The organism is Psychromonas saccharinae, from assembly GCF_051201515.1.
In the GTDB taxonomy this organism is placed as follows: domain Bacteria; phylum Pseudomonadota; class Gammaproteobacteria; order Enterobacterales; family Psychromonadaceae; genus Psychromonas.
In genome coordinates this window covers 1,549,283-1,568,586 of record NZ_CP195153.1, presented here as the reverse complement: position 1 = coordinate 1,568,586, position 19,304 = coordinate 1,549,283, and the positions used below count along the sequence as shown (strand labels likewise).

Genomic DNA, 19,304 nt, shown 5'->3' with positions numbered 1-19,304 from the left:
AATTGCTGGCTAAACTTGTAAACAAAGCCAGCTGTTTTTGTTCCGATTTGAATCGTTTGTTATGCGCTCAGCCTGCTAGATGGGAACCGCTAACAACACCATCTTCTTCATGCCAAACTACCATCGAGTGATCTGCAAATAGACCGTGATCATCAAAAAATATTTCAGCTAGTCCCCCCTCACTCATACTAATACTAATTTTCGATGACTTAACCCGTTTTAAGAAGCTACTTTCCGTATATATACTCTCGGAACTAGACAACCAATCTTCATTTTTCAGAGGTAGCAAATCTTTTACAAACTCATGTAATGCACTATCTAATATTGAATTTAAATTAAAGCAAAAACCTTTCAGGTCTTTTAACAGATCTGATTGGTTTTCAAAGTCATCACATCCGAGTGAAACTTCTACATTGCCGTGTCCAGTATTCATTATTACTGTATACCAATTCATTTCCTCATCAAATGTGAGCACACCAATATCATTATCAGTTATTGTAGATTGCCATTCCATTGAAAACTCCTGACGCATAACGAGGCTGTAGAATTTCTCATTTTCAGCCTGATTATTTAAAATAAAAACCACATTAATTCACATTTACTTGAGATTCAAATAGATTATTCTCTTTTCAATAAATGATTGATTAAATTGAGTTGTAAAGGTGTTTATAAGGTTAATTAGACTGGATTATTGCGGTTTAAGGGCTTAACCCTTAGGTTAATGTAAACTATTCCTTAACTTCTCAATGTTATGAACAAGGCAATACATCTGCCATTGCGTATTTACTTTCTCTTGCCCGCGCAGTGTAAATTTATTCATGCCTTTATTGACCGTAATATTACCAAATACGGGTTCAATGGCGCCAAGTCGTTTACTGTATTGCCGCCGTCCTACACCGCTGTCTATTTTTATCCGCATTTTGTCGGTATACGAGATAGTTTTACCTTTGCTGTTTGTTTCAAACTGCACTTGTCGACCTCGTTTAGTGGGGGCTTTACGCATACATTGCTTTTGTAATGAGCAAACACGACAATCTTTTAAGTAACCTGAGAAACGTACATACTGCCGACCTGCTGTTTCAATGTTTTTAACACTTAACCACATTTCTTTACCCGCAGGACAATGGCATTCATTTTTCTTTTTATCAAAATAAAAGTCGTTGCTATTAAATAACCTTGGTCGGCCTTTACTGCGTTTTATTCGTCGTTTTTCTTGCTCTGTTTGGTAGGTTTCACTTTCTTGGAACAAAGGGTTACGGCTTCTAAAAGCAGTATCAGCCATATAAGCATCGAGCCCAGTGGTTGCCATGAACTCAAGGTTTACCTCACTATGAAAACCACTGTCTGCGGTGAATTTAGCTTGAGATAATGTATCGGGCGTACCTAATTGGGAGAGTTGCTTTTGTAACTGCTCAATAGCGGGTTTTAAGGTTTGTTGCTCACCAACTGAGCCCCATGTTTGGGCTTGTAAGATGATTTGATGTTTATCATCGTTAATGGCAATGCCGTTGTAGCCTTGGATAGTGCCTTTGCTGGTCGTCATCTTTGCACTATCAGGATCGGTGATATTACTTTTCACTGGTTTTCTCTGACTACCTAGCTTCTCTTCATTGCTCGCTAAAAATGCCTTAATTTTATCTGCGCTTTTATCAAGTTTGGCCTGTTGTGTTAAATCATGAGCAACTTCATCTTCACTCAAACTATCTTGAGCTTGATGACGCGCTATAATGCGTTGGCTTGCGCGGCGTAGTTTAGTTTGTTTACGCTCAAGCTCTTCAAACGTACCGCTCCATTCCTTGCTTGCATTGGATCTAATTTTGCAGCCATCAATCGCAAACATATAATGTGTAGCGAAGCGAAACGTAACACACTGTTTTTGTTACGTTTAAACGCCTTGTATGCATTGGTCGAAAATATGATCAATTAGAAAATATAATTTTGAAAAGTCATAATTTTCCTCTCTATCTTTTACCTTTTTAAATTGTTTAGTGTAGTAATCTTTGCCTACCAACGAGCCTTGATATAATTGAAGAGATTTTTTATAAGAAGACCATCTGATAATTGGAGTATCTCTATTTTTATACGATAAATCTAGAAAGCACTCAATTGCAACAGCTTGCCCATTTACATCTACTTTATGTTCTCCATTTGGCCCAATTGTTAAAAAGTCATTAAATTCGTCTAGGTCAGGCAGCTTAGTTACTCGAATATTGTTTGGTCCTGTAATATCAACACATTTATTGAATGTCTCTATACCTTCGGCATCATTATCGAAGATAAATAGGCATTTATTTTGCATTTTAATACTTACCAAGCCTTGGTAAAATTTATATAAATTACCAGTACCTGAAAAAGGGTAACCTTCTTCCATATCTACATAAGTAAAAAAGTCTGATATATCAGGCCGTAATAAGTTAATTGCCCTTTCTATAACAAAAGAATCAGAGGTTCCTTCAGTGACAATTAAAAACTTATCTTTGTCTTGAATACATTCAAATAATTCATCTTCATTAACGTAACCACCCTTAATAATGTCTTGTGTCCTCCATTCAAGATCTAAGTCTAAATTCGCTTTGTTTTCAGCAAAAATCCTTAGTTGTATATAAGGGTCTAAGTTTTCAAAGAAAGTACCTATATCATTATCCGTTATGTCTATCTTCTCAGATAATTTTGCAAACTCTGGTTTTGAAAATATTATTTTAGTTACATATTCTCCTAAATCAGGATCAGGGTGATCTTCAGAAAATGCAATTTTACTCAAATCTATTTCAGAGATCACTTCTGTAAATTCAGCGAAGCTAAGATTAATCTCTGGATAGTATTCAGGGAAGTTGGCAACTATATTATTGTATTTTTTCTCTATGCCCCCCATTGAATAACCAAGTAAATCAAGCCGAAGCTTTACATCTCTTAACTTCCTTGAGTACCCAAATTCTTGAAATAATTCACCTTCATAATCATACGAATTAATTAATTTTTTATCGCCTTTCAAAAATAGTTTGGAATGATTTATAAAAAGGTTGTTTTTACCCCAGTCAATTTCAAAATATCCAATACCTAAACTTACAATTGAACCCATAATTATCCTTGGATTTGACATTCCTGAAATGCATTTAACAGCTTCTTAGACAGCAGAAAGTCGTAATTCCGTTGCAAATACGGCTGCAATCTAATTACATAACAAAAATAAATCTTACTATAACCTAACCGTATATCAAATAGTTAAAATACAATTGTGAAATATAAATCATGTAGAAATGCGACAACATGCCAGATTTACGGTGGAAATGTAGACCCCCCCTCACTGTATATAAATCCAATTTACAATTAAAATAAGGCGTTATTATGAAATCACCCTTTTTATCTGCAATTTCAGACCAAATGAGAATGAAACATTACGCTGAAAAAACCATTAAGGCTTATTAACTGGCAATCAAGCTACCAAAATGGTCATTTATCCTTTAAAAGATCTAGATAAATTAAACCAGTCACAAACTCTATACCCGTTACCAATCAAGATGCGTTTATCAGTCACTAGCTCGGATACCAAGGCAAGGCGTAACATGATGACCTTTCGAGCGATTAACTGCGTTAATCCTCTATCGGTAGATGTAAAAACAAGACTTTACATCTTTAATGGCTAGTCCTTATCGAATGTTATAACGCAGTATTGGTGTTCGAGATAGTGAACCGCAGGGCAAGACGAGAGGCAAACATCTTCGTTGTTATAAAGTCTCGATTTAACCCGTTAGATCTTCACCTTTATGCCTAGAATCTGCTCACCTCTCGTCTTGCTGATTTCTGCATCTTGAATGGTAACGGGTATATTACCAGTCCATCATTAATAAACATCAGAAAAATGCCTTCAAGACATTGACCTTCCCCTAAGGGTAAGCCTTAAAATTAGAGTAAATAAGTAAAGCCCTTTTATGCTTTATCTAAAGCGTATTCAAGATATTGCAATGGGCACATAATACGATTTATTCATTGTTACCGAATTAGAGGTCAATTATGGGAACGGTCACTACATTAACATTACCTGTGTATGGCATGAACTGTGCAAATTGTGCAATCTCTTTAGAAAATGCATTTAACAAAATTGAGGGTATTGAGGCACAAGTTAACTTTACGTTAGAAAGTGCATTAATAAATTTTTCAAACAATATTGACCATCGCACTACCCTATCCGATATTCTTCAAGTGCTTGAACAGAAAGGCTACCAAACCGATACGGAAACAATACTATTATCGGCAACGGGTTGGCATTGCATAAGCTGTGCAAATAAAACGGCACAAATACTTAATAAACAACCATTAGTGATTGAAGCCCAGAGTAATTTAGCCACGGAAACCGTTCAAATTAGAACAATTCAAGGGGCGTTAACACAACAAAAAATAACTGAATTATCGCAATCAGTGCCTTATCAATTAACATTAAAATCTAAAACAAACCTTGATGTTCAGCATCAACAGAAAATGGCACAGCAGCAACGTGCTAACCAAAAAGCATTATTTACCATCGTTATCGCAATGTTATTAAGTTTGCCCTTTTTAATTAGCATGGTGAATATGAGCCTCAATGATCATCAACCATTACTCGCACCATGGAGTGAATTTCTATTAGCGACACCCGTACAATTTTTTATCGGATGGCGATTTTATAAGGGAGCATGGTCTAGCTTAAAAACTTATTCGACCAATATGGATGTGCTCGTTGTACTGGGCAGTAGCGCAGCGTATTTCTATAGTTTGATCCTATTTTTAAGCGGCTCGGATATGCCACTGTATTTTGAATCAAGCACCCTCGTTATTTCCCTCGTCACACTTGGAAAATACCTCGAACATCGGGCCAAACAAAGTACCAGTACCGCTATTAATGCACTCATGTCACTTCGTCCGAATAAAGCACGGGTAAAAAAAGGAAAGAAATTCATTGAGGTTGATATTGAAGATATTCAAGTTGATGATTTAGTCGAAGTTGCGATTGGTGAAAAAGTTGCCGTAGATGGCATTGTGATTGAGGGAAAAAGTCATATTGATGAGTCGTTATTAACCGGTGAAAGCAACCCTATTTTAAAACAAAGAAACAGTGCTGTCATCGCTGGCAGTATTAATGGTGATGGGGTTTTACTGATTAAAACGACTGCAGTTGGAGAACAAACCACATTAAATAAAATCATCTCCCTGGTTGAAAATGCGCAAATGAGCAAAGCGCCTGTGATGCAATTAGTCGATAAGATAAGCGCTGTATTTGTCCCCGTTGTTTTGGTAATTGCAGCCATGACTTTTTTAAGTTGGTACTTGATTAGTAACGATTTTCAACAATCATTAATCTGTACCGTATCTGTATTAGTCATTGCCTGCCCCTGTGCCTTAGGATTAGCAACACCGACCGCCGTTGTGGTGGGAACGGGGGTTGCTGCACAGCACGGCATATTAATTAAAGATATTAAAACCCTACAGCAGGCACATCGTTTACGAACGGTTATTTTTGATAAAACGGGTACCCTAACACAGGGCAATGGGCGCATTACTGAAATAGTAAATCTAACCGGTGATAATAATATGCTGCTAAGCAAACTCAATGCGTTGCAAGCAGGTAGTAAACACCCTATTGCCAATGCGATTAAATCCTATTGTTTGAAACATAATATTTCAATCAGTTCAGCCGACCAAGTACAGGCGATTAATGGAGAAGGTGTACACGGTATGATTAATGGTTTTGCCGTGATTGCGGGTAATCAACGTATAATGACGCGCTTTGGTATTGAGATTCCCAATGCGTATCTTCAAGCCGCATCGCAACAACAAGGCAGTCTTGTTTATATTGCAGAAAATGGGCAATTTAGTGGTTATATAACCATCGTGGATCAAATTCGCCCGGAAAGTGAACCTGCTATTCAAGCACTTCAAAAACGCCATATAAACACCGTTATTTTAAGCGGAGATAAACATACGACGGTAAAAAAAATAAGCCAACAATTACAGGTAGATCAATACTTTTCAGAATTAAAGCCACAGGAAAAGTTAGCCCATTTGCAATCATTACAGCAACAACATGACGTTGCGATGGTAGGCGATGGAGTCAACGATGCCCCCGCTCTCGCAGCAGCTGATGTGAGTATTGCCATGGGAAGTGGTAGTGATGTCGCAAAACAAAGTGCCTCTATCACCTTGATGCGCAGCGATCCTCGATTAGTGGCTACGGCGATTGATATTTCTAAAGCGACATGGCGTAAGATACAACAAAATCTATTTTGGGCTTTTATTTTTAATAGTATTGCTATTCCAGCTGCTGCATTAGGGTATTTAAATCCAGCGATTGCAGGTGCAGCGATGGCTTGCTCAAGTATCACGGTATTAACTAATTCGTTATTACTAAAACGATTTAAAGATTAAGAGGACACGCCATGTTATCCATTAGCCAAGCAGCGAAACACACCGGATTGTCAGTTAAGTCGATTCGTCATTACGAGTCAATTGGCTTAATCTCACCAACCCGAGGAGATAATGACTATCGCTATTACTCTGACCAACTGCTTGAACAGCTTCACTTTATAAAAAGAGCCAAAGATGCAGGGTTTAATCTAAAGGAAGCCAAGGATTTATTACATTTATGCGAAAATACGACTCGCAGCAGTGCCGATGTGAAAAAAATTGCTTTGCAAAAAATAGCAGAACTAAAAGCGAGGATTTCACAACAACAAGCCTTACTTGATACGCTAACGCAAATCACTGAGCAGTGTCATGGTGATGAAAACCCAGATTGTGCGATTATTGATGCTTTTCGTCAATAACCCAACGGGTACAAGGATAGCGCAATAATATTTTTATCTTATTGCGCACCTGTTTATTCGATTAGAATAAGGAATTTGAAAGATCATAAAGCTCTTTATTAAAAGGACGCTTCATATTTTCAATACAATCAATAATATCATGATGTACCATTTCTGAATTCAACATACCAATACATCGCCCACCATGGCCTTCTAGCAATTTTTTCACGGCAAAAGATCCCATACGACTAGCGATAATACGATCCCGTGCAGTGGGAACACCGCCACGTTGAATATGCCCCAAAATAGTTGCTCGTGTTTCTCGCCCTGTTTCGGCTTCAATGTCCTTTGCAAGCTGTCGAATATCGGTAACGTGTTCACAAACCGCCACTAACAAATGTTTTTTACCACGTGTAATACCTTCTTTGATTTGCGCAATAAATTCCGCTTTATTATATTCTTTTTCAGGCACAACAATAAACTCAATCCCCCCTGCAACTGCTGCGCGTAATGTTAAATCACCACAGTAACGCCCCATGATTTCAACAATGGAAATTCGTTTATGGGAAGAAGACGTGTCACGCAAACGGTCTATGGCATTAACAACGGTGTTAAGCGCGGTATCATAACCAATCGTATAGGTCGTACCTGCTATATCATTATCAATCGTGCCAGGAATACCAATACACGGATAGCCCATTTCCGTTAACTTTTTAGCCCCCATATAAGAACCGTCACCACCGATAACCACAAGCGCATCAATGCCATGTTTTTTAAGATTTTCAATGGCCTCTTGACGAATATGTTCCTCTTTAAATTCAGGAAAACGCGCTGACCCTAAAAAAGTTCCTCCATAGTTAACGACATCGGAGACATCCGAGCGTTTAAGTTTCTCTATTTTATTTTTATGCAGCCCAGCATAACCCTCGTAAATCCCATACACTTCTAAACCATTATGGAGACCTTCACGAACCACTGCTCGAATAGCCGCATTCATTCCCGGTGCATCACCACCGCTGGTTAGCACACCAATTTTTTTTACCATCGTATTTTCCTCAATCGATTTTTAAAATAACCTTATTAACAAAAAGTATAACTTATTGAACAATCAAAAAAAGGTGAATTTTATTTATTCATGTTATCGCTAAATATTCCTCTATTTTTACATCCACCATCGGGATCGGATTTATTCCTTAATTGAAGCTATAAATACAAAAGGGGGTAGATTATAATTCTTCCCTAAATAAGACCACCAATAACAGTTCTTGCAACAAGAACAGGGAGATAATGTGAAATATCTGCAAAAATTATTCAGTCGACAATTCTATCGTTCCACTCTTTTTTGGAGCTTGTTATTAGTCGCCATTTATACTTTAGGTGGTTTTATTGCACTCCCTAAATACATTCATAAAACGATTGTAGCGCAAGTCGAACAGCAACTTGGGTGGCAAGCAACAATAGACAAAGTTGAATTTAATCCTTACAACTTCACCTTCTCAATCGATAATTTAAATATTGCAGATCAAGAGTCGGTTGAACAAATTGCTTTTAAGCGCTTTTATATCAACTTCGAAGTACGCTCTATCGTTGAAGGTGCTTTTACTTTTGCAGATATTGAATTAGTCGATCCCAATATCAATGTGACCCTCGATAAAAATGGTGTGAGTAATTTTCAACATGCGATACAAGCACAACAGGAAAAAAATCCACCAGAAGCAGCGGCAGAAGAAACAACAGAAAGCGAAATGGTTAAGCTACTCTTTGATAACATCAATTTAGTTGATGGTAAAATCAACATAGTCGATAACTCTCCAGCTCAGCCGGTAACTTACCAACTTCACCCTATTTCATTTAACCTGAAAAATTTCTTCACTTTTGGCGAAAAGGAAGGAACTTATCACTTAGATATATCCCTTGGTAAAGCACAAAATATCACCTGGGATGGTACCTTGGGCATGACGCCTGTTCAGTCAAAAGGTTCGCTGAATATCAGTGGTCTAAGAGTTCAAGATTTTTGGGAATACCTCTCTGAACAAGTACCTTATACCTTAAAACAAGCTATTGTGGGTATTTCAGGTGACTATGAATTTAGTATGGCCAATGACCCTATGCAACTTAATATTCGTAACGCGAATGTACAGGTAAGCGATATAAAAGTTGCGAATAAAGCCGCACCGGAAAGCTTTGCCAATATAGCTAAATTAAACGTTGGCCCTATTGGTTTCAGTTTGGCAAATCAACAGGTGCAAATTGATAACGTGACCATTGATAGTTTAGATTTAAACGTTAATCGAGATAAACAAGGCAATATTAATTTATTAGCTCCCTTTGCAAATCAACCCGAAGAAAGCGCAACAAAAGAAACTGCCGCCGCCAACACCGAATCAGCATCAACATTCAAGTGGGCTATTAGTGACGTTGCCTTGAATAATAGCCAAGTCAATTATGTTGACAAACAACCTTCTACAGATGCCACTATTTCGATTAATAAAATCAACTTCAATGTGAAAGATGTTAGCCAGGATTTATCGAAAAGCCTTCCATTTAATCTGGCTTACTCAGTTGATCAAGCAGGTGATACAAATATTAGTGGTAACGTAACCGCAACCCCATTAAATCTACAGGCGCATTTATCGCTTAAGGATTTATCCCTAACCGCTATTCAGCCTTATTTGAATGACATTGCCAAGGTTCGATTAGAACAAGGTAAACTTTCCGTCGAAGGTGATATTAATGTCAGTAATGACAACACCGGACAAATTGCGGGTGATTTCCAGGGTGGTTTTAATATTAATGAATTTAACACCAAAGACACTCGAATTAATCAGCGTTTAATTGGCTGGCAAAGTCTTGCTATCGACCCTATCAAAGTCAATTTAAATCCATTAAGTATTGCGATTAATAAAATTGCAATTACACAACCCTACGCACGACTTGTTATCACACCAAACCGTTCAATGAACCTTGCTCAGTTAGCGATTAATAGTGACGATGCCCCTGCACCGGAAGATAAAACGGCAACCACTGATACATCGCCTGCAACAACGGAAAGTAAAACTGATTCACAACCTTTACCTATTACCATTGATAAAATAGTCATTACCGATGGTGATGCTTACTTTGCCGATTTATCCCTAAAACCACAATTTGGCACTAGCATTGAACATATCAACGGTGAAATAACAGGACTATCATCGGATAATTTAGCCCGTGCAGATGTCAATATTGACGGTAATATTGAAGAATATGGGAAAATGAAAGTCGCGGGCAAAATCAATCCACTGTCAGGCGATCTCTACACAGACCTTAATGTTATTTTTGACAAAATTGAACTGGCTCCAATGACCCCTTATTCTGGTCGTTATGTAGGTTATAGTATCGACAAAGGTAAACTGAGCTTAACGTTAAATTATAAAATTGCTAAAAATGCGCTGGATGCAAAAAACCACCTCGTACTGGATCAATTTACACTCGGTAAAAAAATCAAGAGTGAAGAAGCCATCGATCTACCACTTAAACTGGCCCTTGCCCTATTTACCGATAAAGACGGTGTCATTGATATCAAACTGCCAATCACCGGTGATATGAATTCCCCTGATTTTGCAATTGGCGGAATTTTAATGAAAACCTTCGTTAATTTAATTACTAAAGCCGTGACCTCACCGTTTTCAATGGTAGCTAATTTAGTTGGAGGCGATCCTGATAAATTAAAATCATTGGACTTTGCAGCAGGAAAGGCCACTTTATCGTCTGAAAATAATGAGCAATTGGCAACATTGGCTGACGTATTAAAAAGCCGTCCTAAATTAGCATTGGAAATTCGTCCTTATGTCGATAAACAACAGGATACACTTGCACTACAACAGGTAAAAATGGATCGACTACTTACGCAATCAGGCATCAACAATAATATTGACCAGCAACAACGCCTTAATATTATTGAGGAACTGCTGACTAAATTTAATGCTAATAATGAATTAAACAAAATAAAGTCAACTGTGCAAAATGCATTATTACTAACGGAGAAAGATCCCGATAAAGACAAAAAACAGCAAGTTATTAAAGAAAATTATGAACAATCTTTGAAAAATGTACTCAAAGAAAAACAACCTATTGCTGAACTTGAACTCACTCAATTGGCACAACGTCGTCTTAACGCAATTAAAATTCAATTAATTCAGCAAGAAAAGGTTGAAGATAAACAAATTTTTGCGTTACAACCTTCTTTGGAAGGAAAGGCAGAAGAAAATGGGATTGCAACATTATTTACACTTACAAGTAAGTAATATATAAAGTAAGATGGTTATTATTAACAATAAATAGTCAATAAAGTAAATTTGTTATCGGGTTATTAGGATAGTAGCTCTGCTCATCCGATAACATTTAATCATAATGATAGGAAACTTAATATGAATGAAACAAACGAGATTGTAACTTTTTTATTCACCTTTGTAGCAGGTGGTATTATTGGTTTTATCATTTCTCATTTCGGTTTTGCGAGTAAAAAACAAAGTATTCAACAAAAAGAAATTGAAGCAAACAAAGCGGAATTAGACGCATATAAAGCGAAAGTTAATAACCATTTCAATGACAGTGCTGAACTAATGGGTAAAGTAGCGAGCAGTTACCAAGAGCTTTATAATCATATGGCTGATCAGTCACAAACGTTGCTAGATGAAGAAAACAACGCACACTTCCCATTATTAAATACACCGGCTCAAACAGAGTTAGAAGAAGAAACAGTAGAATCTGATCCTGCATTAGGTGATATTGAACAAATCGATATCGATGAAACGACAGCCCCTCTTAACACCGACGAAACAATCGATGAAGACGGTGAAAAAGAAGCGGTAAGTAACGAAGATGATACAGATACCGTCAAAGAACAACCTGCTGATGTCGAAGAGACAACAACCTCAGAACCTGAAGATGACGAAATTAAATCTGAACAGACTGAAGAAACACCAGTAAAAGTAACAGAAGAGAAAAAATAGTCACCTATTAAGACTAACTTCACAAAGCGCTAGTTTTTAATAAGCTAGCGCTTCTAACACGACCATTAATCTACCAAGCATTTATTTTTAAATCCTCCTCTTAAAAACATGTAAACGCTGATCTAACTAGCTTTAAATACCCTTATTTCATGTAAATTCTTACCACGATCTACCAGTATAAATAAACGTTTAAACAATACTGCAGTTTATTTTATCAATAGCTATTTAGTATTATTTTTACCCTATTATTTATTGAAGCTTATCTAAATCTACCTTTGTAAATTAACCAAATAATGAACAACTCCCACTAAATTAACTCGCTAAAGCTCGTTATATTTTGAAGGAGTTTCAAAAGAAAAACCTAAGTTAGTCTTTTAGGCTGGTTCCCAGCCTGAATACCTAAAGCCCAGTTTAAATTCACTTGCGCACTCGCAACATCGCGTGGTTTTTCACAACCACACTCGCATGAGTGCCAGCGAACTGCCAAGCTTTTCTTTTTCTTAGCTCCGCAATCAGGGCAGGTTTGACTTGGCTTAACTTGCTTTGTTGGCACTTCAACAAATTCGCTACTAGCTTCTTCCGCTTTGTATCGCAGCAAATTAAGAGTCATTGCGGGAGCCGTATTTAGGATCTCTCGATTCAGCCCCGCTTTTTGTTTTACGTTCTTGCCATGTTTCTCAGCAGTGCCTTTGGCACTGCGCGTCATGTTCTTTACAGTTAATTTTTCGGTGGCGATAAGCGCAGCGACCTCAACCAATTTAGCCGTTTCTTTATGGGTGAAATCAAGTCGTTGATTGGCTATCTTCTGGTGAAGTTTGGCTATGCGATACTTTAGCTTACGCTGAATACGAGAGCCTTTCTTTGCTAACGCCAAATCACGCTGCAAGGATGCAAGCTGTTCTTTGCTGTTTCTAAGATAGCGAGGGTTTTCAACTTGCTCAAAGTTACCATCTTGATCAATCGTTGAAAAACAATAAGAAACGCCCCAATCCAAACCGATTGCTTTAGTGCCACATATTCGTTCAATGTGGTCATATTCCATTGATACAGAAAGATACCACTCCCTATTTTTGCGAATAATCTCTGCCGTTTTAGGATTACCGTTCTCATTTCTAGCCCTGCCTCGGATCTTAACGACACCAATATCAGCCAAATATACAGCACCGTGTTTTTTATCTTTCAAGTGGAGCTTCCAACCGTCACCATGAGATTTATACCCCCAACCTTTAAATCGTTGAAATGGTTTAAATCGCGGAAATCCCGCTTTTTTATCGCCTTTCTTTAATCGCCTAAAGAACCCATCAAAGGCAAGTGCGACTCGCTTTAGCGTGACTTGCTCACTTTGGGCATTGGCATTAAAAATACCATGTACCTTACGATTCTTGCGCCATAGGGTGTTGATTTTGCATTGTTCTGAAAAATTAAGTCCGTAATCAGAATTTCGGTATGTTTCGATGCGATCACGTAAAGCCCAGTTGTATAACTGGTGATGATGCACAAACAAATTCATCAGCGACTCTTCTTGAGAAGCCGATGCTTTTAGTTTGTATGTGACTTTACGGATTGCTTTTTTCATAGTATTGAGTATATTTAGTTGTTATGAAAAAACAAGCTTTAAATACGCTATATCACAGCGTTTATAATATTCATTACCACTTAGTTCTAGTCACTAAGTATCGTCGCCGCTGCATAACGCCAGAGGTTGCCGCGTACCTAGAGGCTCAATATAAAAGGTTGTTAGGGACTTGGGGCTGTGAGCTTTTAGAATGCAATGGTGAGCAAGACCATCTGCATCTCTTAATTTCTGCCAATCCAAAAGTTCAGCCAAGTAAGATGGTTAATAGTCTGAAAACGGCTACATCGAGGCTTGTGCGAAAGGAGTTTGCCGACCACTTGAGTAAGTTTTATTGGAAGCCTGTTTTTTACAGCAGGAGTTATTGTTTAGTTAGTTGTGGAGGCGCACCACTTGAGATTGTAAAACAATACTTAGAGCAACAAGAGGGCTTTGAGTAAAGCCACTACTTCGTAGTGGAGCGCCTTTCACCACCACCTAAATTAACTCGCTAAAGCTCGTTAGATTTAGATGGAGCACTTGGCGCAATCAGGTAGATAACAAAATAATCCCAATTATATTATTTTGGGTAGCAAATAGGCATAGAGCTCTCGCTCTCGAGGCATTGTTCCGGTATTGAATAAAACCAGACGGAAGTGATAGCAATCGTAATAATATTTAGGGTCTGTTTATCTTTCGTAGCCTAACCTGTAATGCCTAAAAATAACTCAATCAAGGCACGAAAAGTGAGGTTTAGTCATTCTAAATAAACTTTGAGCAACACAGAGTGAGTTACTTTTAGGCATTACCCGAAGGGCTGGGACTCTTTTTTACGCTGACTGCGTTGTCAAATGTTAACTATAGATGGCTATTACTTAAATTTTCCGCCTTGCCAGAGTAAAAAATAGCCTCCAGCAGGAACGGCGACAAAAGATAAACAGACCCTAGTGATCTAGTGATTAACATTATTTATTTCTTTGTTAAAGTTCCGTAAAGGAAACAACCATTTTCCTTCGCAAAATCTAGAGAACATATTTAATACAATTAATGGTATAACAAACCTTAAAATAAATGAAAAAAAAGGCGACTTATTAAAAGTCGCCTTAAATACTAACGTTATCTTAAAATTTAAGAACCCGTTGCGTATTCAATATCTGCTTCAGCCATTAGCTGTGCAACAAATGCTTGATAAGTTGCATCTGATGCTGAACGTTCCAACATCTGCGCTAATTGTGCTTTTACAGCATCATCGGACTCTGAAGGAGCAGGATTAATGACTTTAGATAAAGCAATAATCGCAAAGTCACCAGTCGTTGTTGACGTTTCACCATAAGTAACTGCATTGTCGCTTGGTTTAGGCAGTTTAAATGCTTTATTAACAACTTGGTAATCTTGGTCATTACTATAATGAGAAAGCGTAACGTCATCACCAAATTGTAAATCGTTATCAGCTAATAATGTATCAACCGATTCCTGTGCATTTAGTTTGACCATTAACTCATCAACAAACTTCTGTGCTGCAACCTGCGCTTTTTTAGCTTTCAATTGTTCGATAATAGTTTCTTTTACTTCAGCTAAAGGTTGAGTTGAAGGTTCTTTATGATCATTTACTCGAACAACAACCGCTTTATTCGAAGCCAACTCAATCACATCTGAATTCAGACCATCTTCGATAAATTCTGTATTGAAAATAGTTTGCAATACTTTGCTATCGGATAACGCTTCAGGTGCATTGTCTGCTGAAAATAACTCAGCATGTAAGATTGGACTTTCAATCGCTTCAGATGCTTCATCAAGGCTATCTGGAGACTCAAATGCCACTTCACCTAGTTTCTGTTGCTTATCATAGAAAATGTCTTCAGATTGCTGTTTTTTAACTGCTGCGATGATTTTATCTTTCACTTCATCAAGCGGCAATGTTTCACCAGCTTCAATATCAAGCAATTTGATAATATGATAACCAAAATCAGATTCAACAACACCAGATAAAGGTGCTTCTTTGGTTAATGCAAAGGCAGCATCATCAAAATTAGCATCCATTACGCCACGTTCAAACCAATCTAATTCACCTGATTTTTGAGCTGAGAAAGTATCATCAGATTTTTCTTTTGCAAGTTCGCCAAAATCTGCACCATTGTTAAGTTCAGTTAAAATGGCTTCTGCTTTTTCTTTAGATGCATTAGTGTCGCCTTCAACAAGAATATGCGCAACTTTACGGCGTTCTGCACGTTGGTAATCAGATTTATGAAGATCATAATAACTTTCAATATCTTCATCGGTCACGTTGATATTAAGCGCATCACCATCTAATAAAATGTAATCAACACTCACTTGTTCTGGGTATTGGTACTGTTGTTGATTGCCATCATAATAAGCTTGAGCATCTTCATCGCTAACATCTTGTGCAGCCATAAAGTCTTCAACAGGAATGTTTAATATTTTAGCAACACGTTGTTGTGCTTGAAGTGTCGTCACAGATGTCACTTCTTTCGGTAGAACAAACTCGCTGTCTACTAACATATTTAGTAATTGACGACGGGTTAAATCATCTTTTAATGCTTCACTAAATCTTGCAGGCGTATAAGACGCACGACGCAGCATAGAAAGGTAAAGATCATTATTAAATTTACCATCAACACTAAATTCGCTCATATTACGAATTTCATCTTTAACTTGATCATCACCGACACTTAACCCCATATCAGAAATGGCTTGGCTAACTAATGATTGTGAAATAAGTGTTTGAGTTGCCTGTGCTCTAATCTGTTGAGCAAAGTTAGGATTAGAAGCAAGAATATCGAATTGATCGCCGTATTGTTGTTGCAGGTTTGAACGTTCAGTTTGATAAGCTTGATCAATGGCTTCTTGACTTATTTCCTGTCCATTCACTTTTACAGCAACATTGACATTACCGCCGCCTAAATAACTGCTCACCCCTGCTAAAGCAAAGGACAGAATGATTACACCCAATATAAGCTTAGCTGCAACGCCTTGCGAGCCTTCGCGCATTTTATCTAACATAACTTTTTCTTCTCTAATAATTTAGAAACAAAAAAGCGCATCATAGGATGCGCTTAAATTAAAAATATAACCAAACTAAAAACTGCTTAAGCGTTGATAGCATCTTTCAATGACTTACCAGCTTTAAATGCAGGTACTTTAGCTGCTGCAATCTGAATTTCACCACCAGTTTGTGGGTTACGACCAGTACGTGCTGCACGTTCTTTAACAGAAAAAGCACCAAAACCGATAAGAGACACATTGTCACCTTCAACTAATGCATTTGTTACAGTATCAATAAATGCATCAAGAGCACGGCTCGCTGCAGCTTTAGAAATATCAGCACTCTCAGCGATATTATCGATTAATTGTCCTTTATTCATTTTTAACTCCCCATTTTTTTATATTTTTTGTGTTTATCTTTATAGTTAAACAGGTAACAAACACAGCTCTCAATAAATCCTTATGCTAGGCTACGTTGCAATTTACACTGGTGCAAGTAAATTTATAAAAAACTCTGCAACAAGCCTATATTTTATGCAGTTTGTCACCAATTTTTATGCATTTTCAACCGAAAAACCTTTCAAGCTGTCTTGCAAAGCAATTTCAAGCACTTCGTCTATCCAACGAACCGGCTTAATTTCAAGTTGGTCTTTGATATTACTCGGGATCTCTTCAAGGTCGCGAGTATTCTCAAATGGAATTAATACGGTTTTAATCCCACCACGTCTAGCCGCTAACAATTTCTCTTTGAGACCACCAATCGGTAATATTTCACCGCGTAACGTAATTTCACCGGTCATTGCTACGTCTGCACGTACTGGAATCCCCGTTAAAGTAGAAATTAACACAGTACACATCGCAGCACCAGCACTTGGACCATCTTTTGGCGTCGCACCTTCCGGTACATGCACGTGAATATCGCGTTTTTCATGGAAATCACTATTAATACGCCATTGTTCAGATTTAGCGCGTACCACGGTCATTGCAGCTTGAATCGATTCCTTCATCACATCGCCCAATGAACCGGTATAGGTTAATTTACCTTTACCTGGCATTGAGGTTGCTTCGATAGTCAATAAATCACCGCCAACTTCAGTCCATGCAAGTCCTGTCACCTGGCCAATCTGATTGCTCGAATCTGCTTTACCAAAGTCGAAACGACGAACACCTAAATAATCCTTAAGATTATCAATTGTCACCGTAATTTTTTTCTGTTTTTTATCTAATAATATTTGTTTCACGACTTTACGGCATATTTTAGAAATTTCTCTCTCTAATGCACGAACACCCGCTTCACGAGTATAGTAACGGACGATACCAATAATGGCACTGTCATCAATACTTATTTCACTCTCTTTTAACCCATTACGTTTAACTTGTTTAGCCGTTAAATGTTCTTTTGCGATATTCATTTTTTCGTCTTCGGTATAACCCGATAAACGAATAACTTCCATACGATCAAGTAAAGGACCGGGGATATTCATCGAATTGGAAGTCGCCACAAACATAACATCGGAAAGATCATAATCAACTTCAAGGTAATGATCATTAAAGCTATTATTTTGTTCTGGGTCTAATACTTCAAGTAATGCCGATGCAGGGTCGCCACGCATATCAGACGCCATCTTATCGATTTCATCTAATAGGAACAGTGGATTACGTACGCCTACCTTAGTCATTTTTTGAATTATTTTACCGGGTAATGAGCCAATATAAGTACGACGATGTCCTCGAATTTCAGCTTCATCACGTACACCACCTAGGGCCATACGAACGTATCGACGACCAGTAGAACGAGCAATGGATTGCCCAAGTGATGTTTTACCAACCCCTGGAGGACCAACAAGACATAGGATCGGCCCTTTTAGTTTATTGATCCGCGTTTGCACCGCAAGGTATTCTAAAATACGTTCTTTAACCTTTTCAAGGCCATAGTGCTCTGCATCTAAAATTTCCTGTGCTTTAGCAATATTCTTTTTAACCGGTGAACGTTTTTTCCAAGGTACATTAACCAAACTTTCAATATAAGTTCGAATAACACTCGCTTCAGAGGACATCGGCGACATCATTTTTAATTTTTTCAATTCAGACAAAGCTTTTTCTTTTGCTTCATCGGACATGCCAGCATTTTCGATTTTTTCAGCCAGTTGATCATGGTCGTTTTGACCATCTTCAGACTCACCTAGCTCTTTCTGAATAGCTTTCATCTGTTCATTAAGATAATACTCACGTTGACTACGTTCCATCTGTTTTTTAACACGAGAACGAATACGTTTTTCAACTTTCAGAATATCTTCTTCGTTTTCCATCATTGCCATTAGGAATTCAAAACGTTCAGTAATAGAGGTTAATTCTAAAGCTGTTTGTTTGTCATCTAAATTAAGTGGCATATGTGCAGCAATAGTATCGGCTAAACGTTCAGCTTCATCGATACCATTTACCGAAGCCAATACTTCAGGTGGAATTTTTTTATTAAGTTTAATGTAAGACTCAAATTGACTCATCACACTACGCAGTAGTGCTTCCTCTTCTTGATCATCAATCGGTTCACTTTCAAGTAAATCAACTTCTGCAAAAAAGTATTCTTTATTCTCAATATTTTTAACAAGTTGAGCGCGTTGAACACCTTCAACAAGTACTTTGACTGTGCCATCTGGCAGTTTCAATAACTGTAAAATATTCGCTATCGTACCGACGCTATATAAATCGTCAATTGTCGGATCATCTAATGAAGCCTCTGTCTGGGCAACAAGTAAAACTTTCTTTCCTTGCTCCATTGCAGCTTCTAAACAACTAATCGATTTTTTTCTACCGACAAAAAGTGGAATAACCATATGTGGATAAACTACAACATCTCGTAATGGCAAGACAGGTAGGGTTACTTGTTTCTCTGATTCTATTTTCATAAGATCCCCGGAAAATATTTGTCTGTCCCAATAGCAAACACACAAATTTAAGAAAACGTAAAATCTTATACTG

The 19,304-nt window shown here is 37.6% G+C and carries 12 protein-coding genes and 1 pseudogene; 5 read left to right on the top strand and 8 right to left on the bottom strand.

The window, feature by feature from the left end; translation table 11 throughout:
• Window positions 1-67: 67 nt before the first annotated feature.
• The 3 genes and pseudogenes from ACR30L_RS06925 to ACR30L_RS06915 all read right to left on the bottom strand — a co-directional run bounded on the left by ACR30L_RS06925 (window position 68) and on the right by ACR30L_RS06915 (window position 3,079).
• Window positions 68-514: a DUF2262 domain-containing protein gene (locus tag ACR30L_RS06925; RefSeq protein WP_435237297.1), complete on the bottom strand. Its 447-nt coding sequence runs from the start codon at window positions 512-514 to the stop codon at window positions 68-70.
• Window positions 515-718: 204 nt separating this feature from the next.
• Window positions 719-1,840: pseudogene (locus ACR30L_RS06920) on the bottom strand (transposase); the annotation flags it as partial.
• Window positions 1,841-1,885: 45 nt separating this feature from the next.
• Window positions 1,886-3,079 (bottom strand): HEPN/Toprim-associated domain-containing protein, encoded by a 1,194-nt coding sequence (locus ACR30L_RS06915; RefSeq protein WP_435237296.1) that lies wholly within the window; start codon window positions 3,077-3,079, stop codon window positions 1,886-1,888.
• A 932-nt stretch (window positions 3,080-4,011) separates the two neighbouring features.
• On the opposite strand from ACR30L_RS06915, the gene ACR30L_RS06910 reads away from it, so the two are divergent.
• A complete protein-coding gene (locus tag ACR30L_RS06910) occupies window positions 4,012-6,399 on the top strand; it encodes a heavy metal translocating P-type ATPase (RefSeq protein ID WP_435237295.1) in 2,388 nt (795 codons plus the stop codon).
• An 11-nt stretch (window positions 6,400-6,410) separates the two neighbouring features.
• Window positions 6,411-6,797 (top strand): Cu(I)-responsive transcriptional regulator, encoded by a 387-nt coding sequence (gene cueR / locus ACR30L_RS06905; protein ID WP_435237294.1) that lies wholly within the window; start codon window positions 6,411-6,413, stop codon window positions 6,795-6,797.
• 61 nt (window positions 6,798-6,858) lie between these two features.
• On the opposite strand, the gene pfkA is transcribed toward cueR, so the two are convergent.
• Window positions 6,859-7,821 (bottom strand): 6-phosphofructokinase, encoded by a 963-nt coding sequence (pfkA, locus tag ACR30L_RS06900; protein WP_435237293.1) that lies wholly within the window; start codon window positions 7,819-7,821, stop codon window positions 6,859-6,861.
• Between the two features lie 244 nt (window positions 7,822-8,065).
• Here pfkA and ACR30L_RS06895 point away from each other — a divergent pair, with 244 nt between their 5' ends.
• Together ACR30L_RS06895 and ACR30L_RS06890 are read left to right on the top strand one after the other, a co-directional pair.
• Window positions 8,066-11,062: a DUF748 domain-containing protein gene (locus ACR30L_RS06895; RefSeq protein ID WP_435237292.1), complete on the top strand. Its 2,997-nt coding sequence runs from the start codon at window positions 8,066-8,068 to the stop codon at window positions 11,060-11,062.
• Between the two features lie 123 nt (window positions 11,063-11,185).
• Window positions 11,186-11,770 carry a YhcB family protein gene (locus tag ACR30L_RS06890; RefSeq protein WP_435237291.1) on the top strand — a complete coding sequence of 195 codons (585 nt, stop codon included), beginning with the start codon at window positions 11,186-11,188 and terminating at the stop codon, window positions 11,768-11,770.
• 361 nt (window positions 11,771-12,131) lie between these two features.
• On the opposite strand, the gene ACR30L_RS06885 is transcribed toward ACR30L_RS06890, so the two are convergent.
• Window positions 12,132-13,346: an RNA-guided endonuclease InsQ/TnpB family protein gene (locus ACR30L_RS06885; RefSeq protein ID WP_435237290.1), complete on the bottom strand. Its 1,215-nt coding sequence runs from the start codon at window positions 13,344-13,346 to the stop codon at window positions 12,132-12,134.
• A gap of 23 nt (window positions 13,347-13,369) precedes the next feature.
• Between ACR30L_RS06885 and tnpA the strand changes: the two genes are divergently transcribed.
• A complete protein-coding gene (gene tnpA, locus ACR30L_RS06880) occupies window positions 13,370-13,783 on the top strand; it encodes an IS200/IS605 family transposase (RefSeq protein ID WP_435237289.1) in 414 nt (137 codons plus the stop codon).
• A gap of 667 nt (window positions 13,784-14,450) precedes the next feature.
• Here the strand turns inward: tnpA and ppiD are convergent.
• From ppiD to lon, 3 genes are all read right to left on the bottom strand, one after another.
• The gene (gene ppiD / locus ACR30L_RS06875; protein WP_435237288.1) at window positions 14,451-16,343 is read right to left on the bottom strand and encodes a peptidylprolyl isomerase; all 1,893 of its coding nucleotides are present in this window, start codon (window positions 16,341-16,343) and stop codon (window positions 14,451-14,453) included.
• A gap of 86 nt (window positions 16,344-16,429) precedes the next feature.
• On the bottom strand, window positions 16,430-16,705 hold the full coding sequence (locus tag ACR30L_RS06870) for an HU family DNA-binding protein (RefSeq protein ID WP_435237287.1): 276 nt from the start codon (window positions 16,703-16,705) through the stop codon (window positions 16,430-16,432).
• A gap of 174 nt (window positions 16,706-16,879) precedes the next feature.
• Window positions 16,880-19,231 carry an endopeptidase La gene (lon, locus tag ACR30L_RS06865; RefSeq protein WP_435237286.1) on the bottom strand — a complete coding sequence of 784 codons (2,352 nt, stop codon included), beginning with the start codon at window positions 19,229-19,231 and terminating at the stop codon, window positions 16,880-16,882.
• Between the last annotated feature and the right edge of the window lie 73 nt (window positions 19,232-19,304).

Excerpts from the sequence above, each read along its gene's own strand:
- ACR30L_RS06925 (WP_435237297.1), bottom strand. The coding sequence starts at position 514 with ATGGAATGGCAATCTACAATAACTGATAATGATATTGGTGTGCTCACA.
- ACR30L_RS06915 (WP_435237296.1), bottom strand. The coding sequence starts at position 3,079 with ATGGGTTCAATTGTAAGTTTAGGTATTGGATATTTTGAAATTGACTGG.
- ACR30L_RS06910 (WP_435237295.1), top strand. The coding sequence starts at position 4,012 with ATGGGAACGGTCACTACATTAACATTACCTGTGTATGGCATGAACTGT.
- cueR (WP_435237294.1), top strand. The coding sequence starts at position 6,411 with ATGTTATCCATTAGCCAAGCAGCGAAACACACCGGATTGTCAGTTAAG.
- pfkA (WP_435237293.1), bottom strand. The coding sequence starts at position 7,821 with ATGGTAAAAAAAATTGGTGTGCTAACCAGCGGTGGTGATGCACCGGGA.
- ACR30L_RS06890 (WP_435237291.1), top strand. The coding sequence starts at position 11,186 with ATGAATGAAACAAACGAGATTGTAACTTTTTTATTCACCTTTGTAGCA.
- ACR30L_RS06885 (WP_435237290.1), bottom strand. The coding sequence starts at position 13,346 with ATGAAAAAAGCAATCCGTAAAGTCACATACAAACTAAAAGCATCGGCT.
- tnpA (WP_435237289.1), top strand. The coding sequence starts at position 13,370 with ATGAAAAAACAAGCTTTAAATACGCTATATCACAGCGTTTATAATATT.
- ppiD (WP_435237288.1), bottom strand. The coding sequence starts at position 16,343 with ATGTTAGATAAAATGCGCGAAGGCTCGCAAGGCGTTGCAGCTAAGCTT.
- ACR30L_RS06870 (WP_435237287.1), bottom strand. The coding sequence starts at position 16,705 with ATGAATAAAGGACAATTAATCGATAATATCGCTGAGAGTGCTGATATT.
- lon (WP_435237286.1), bottom strand. The coding sequence starts at position 19,231 with ATGAAAATAGAATCAGAGAAACAAGTAACCCTACCTGTCTTGCCATTA.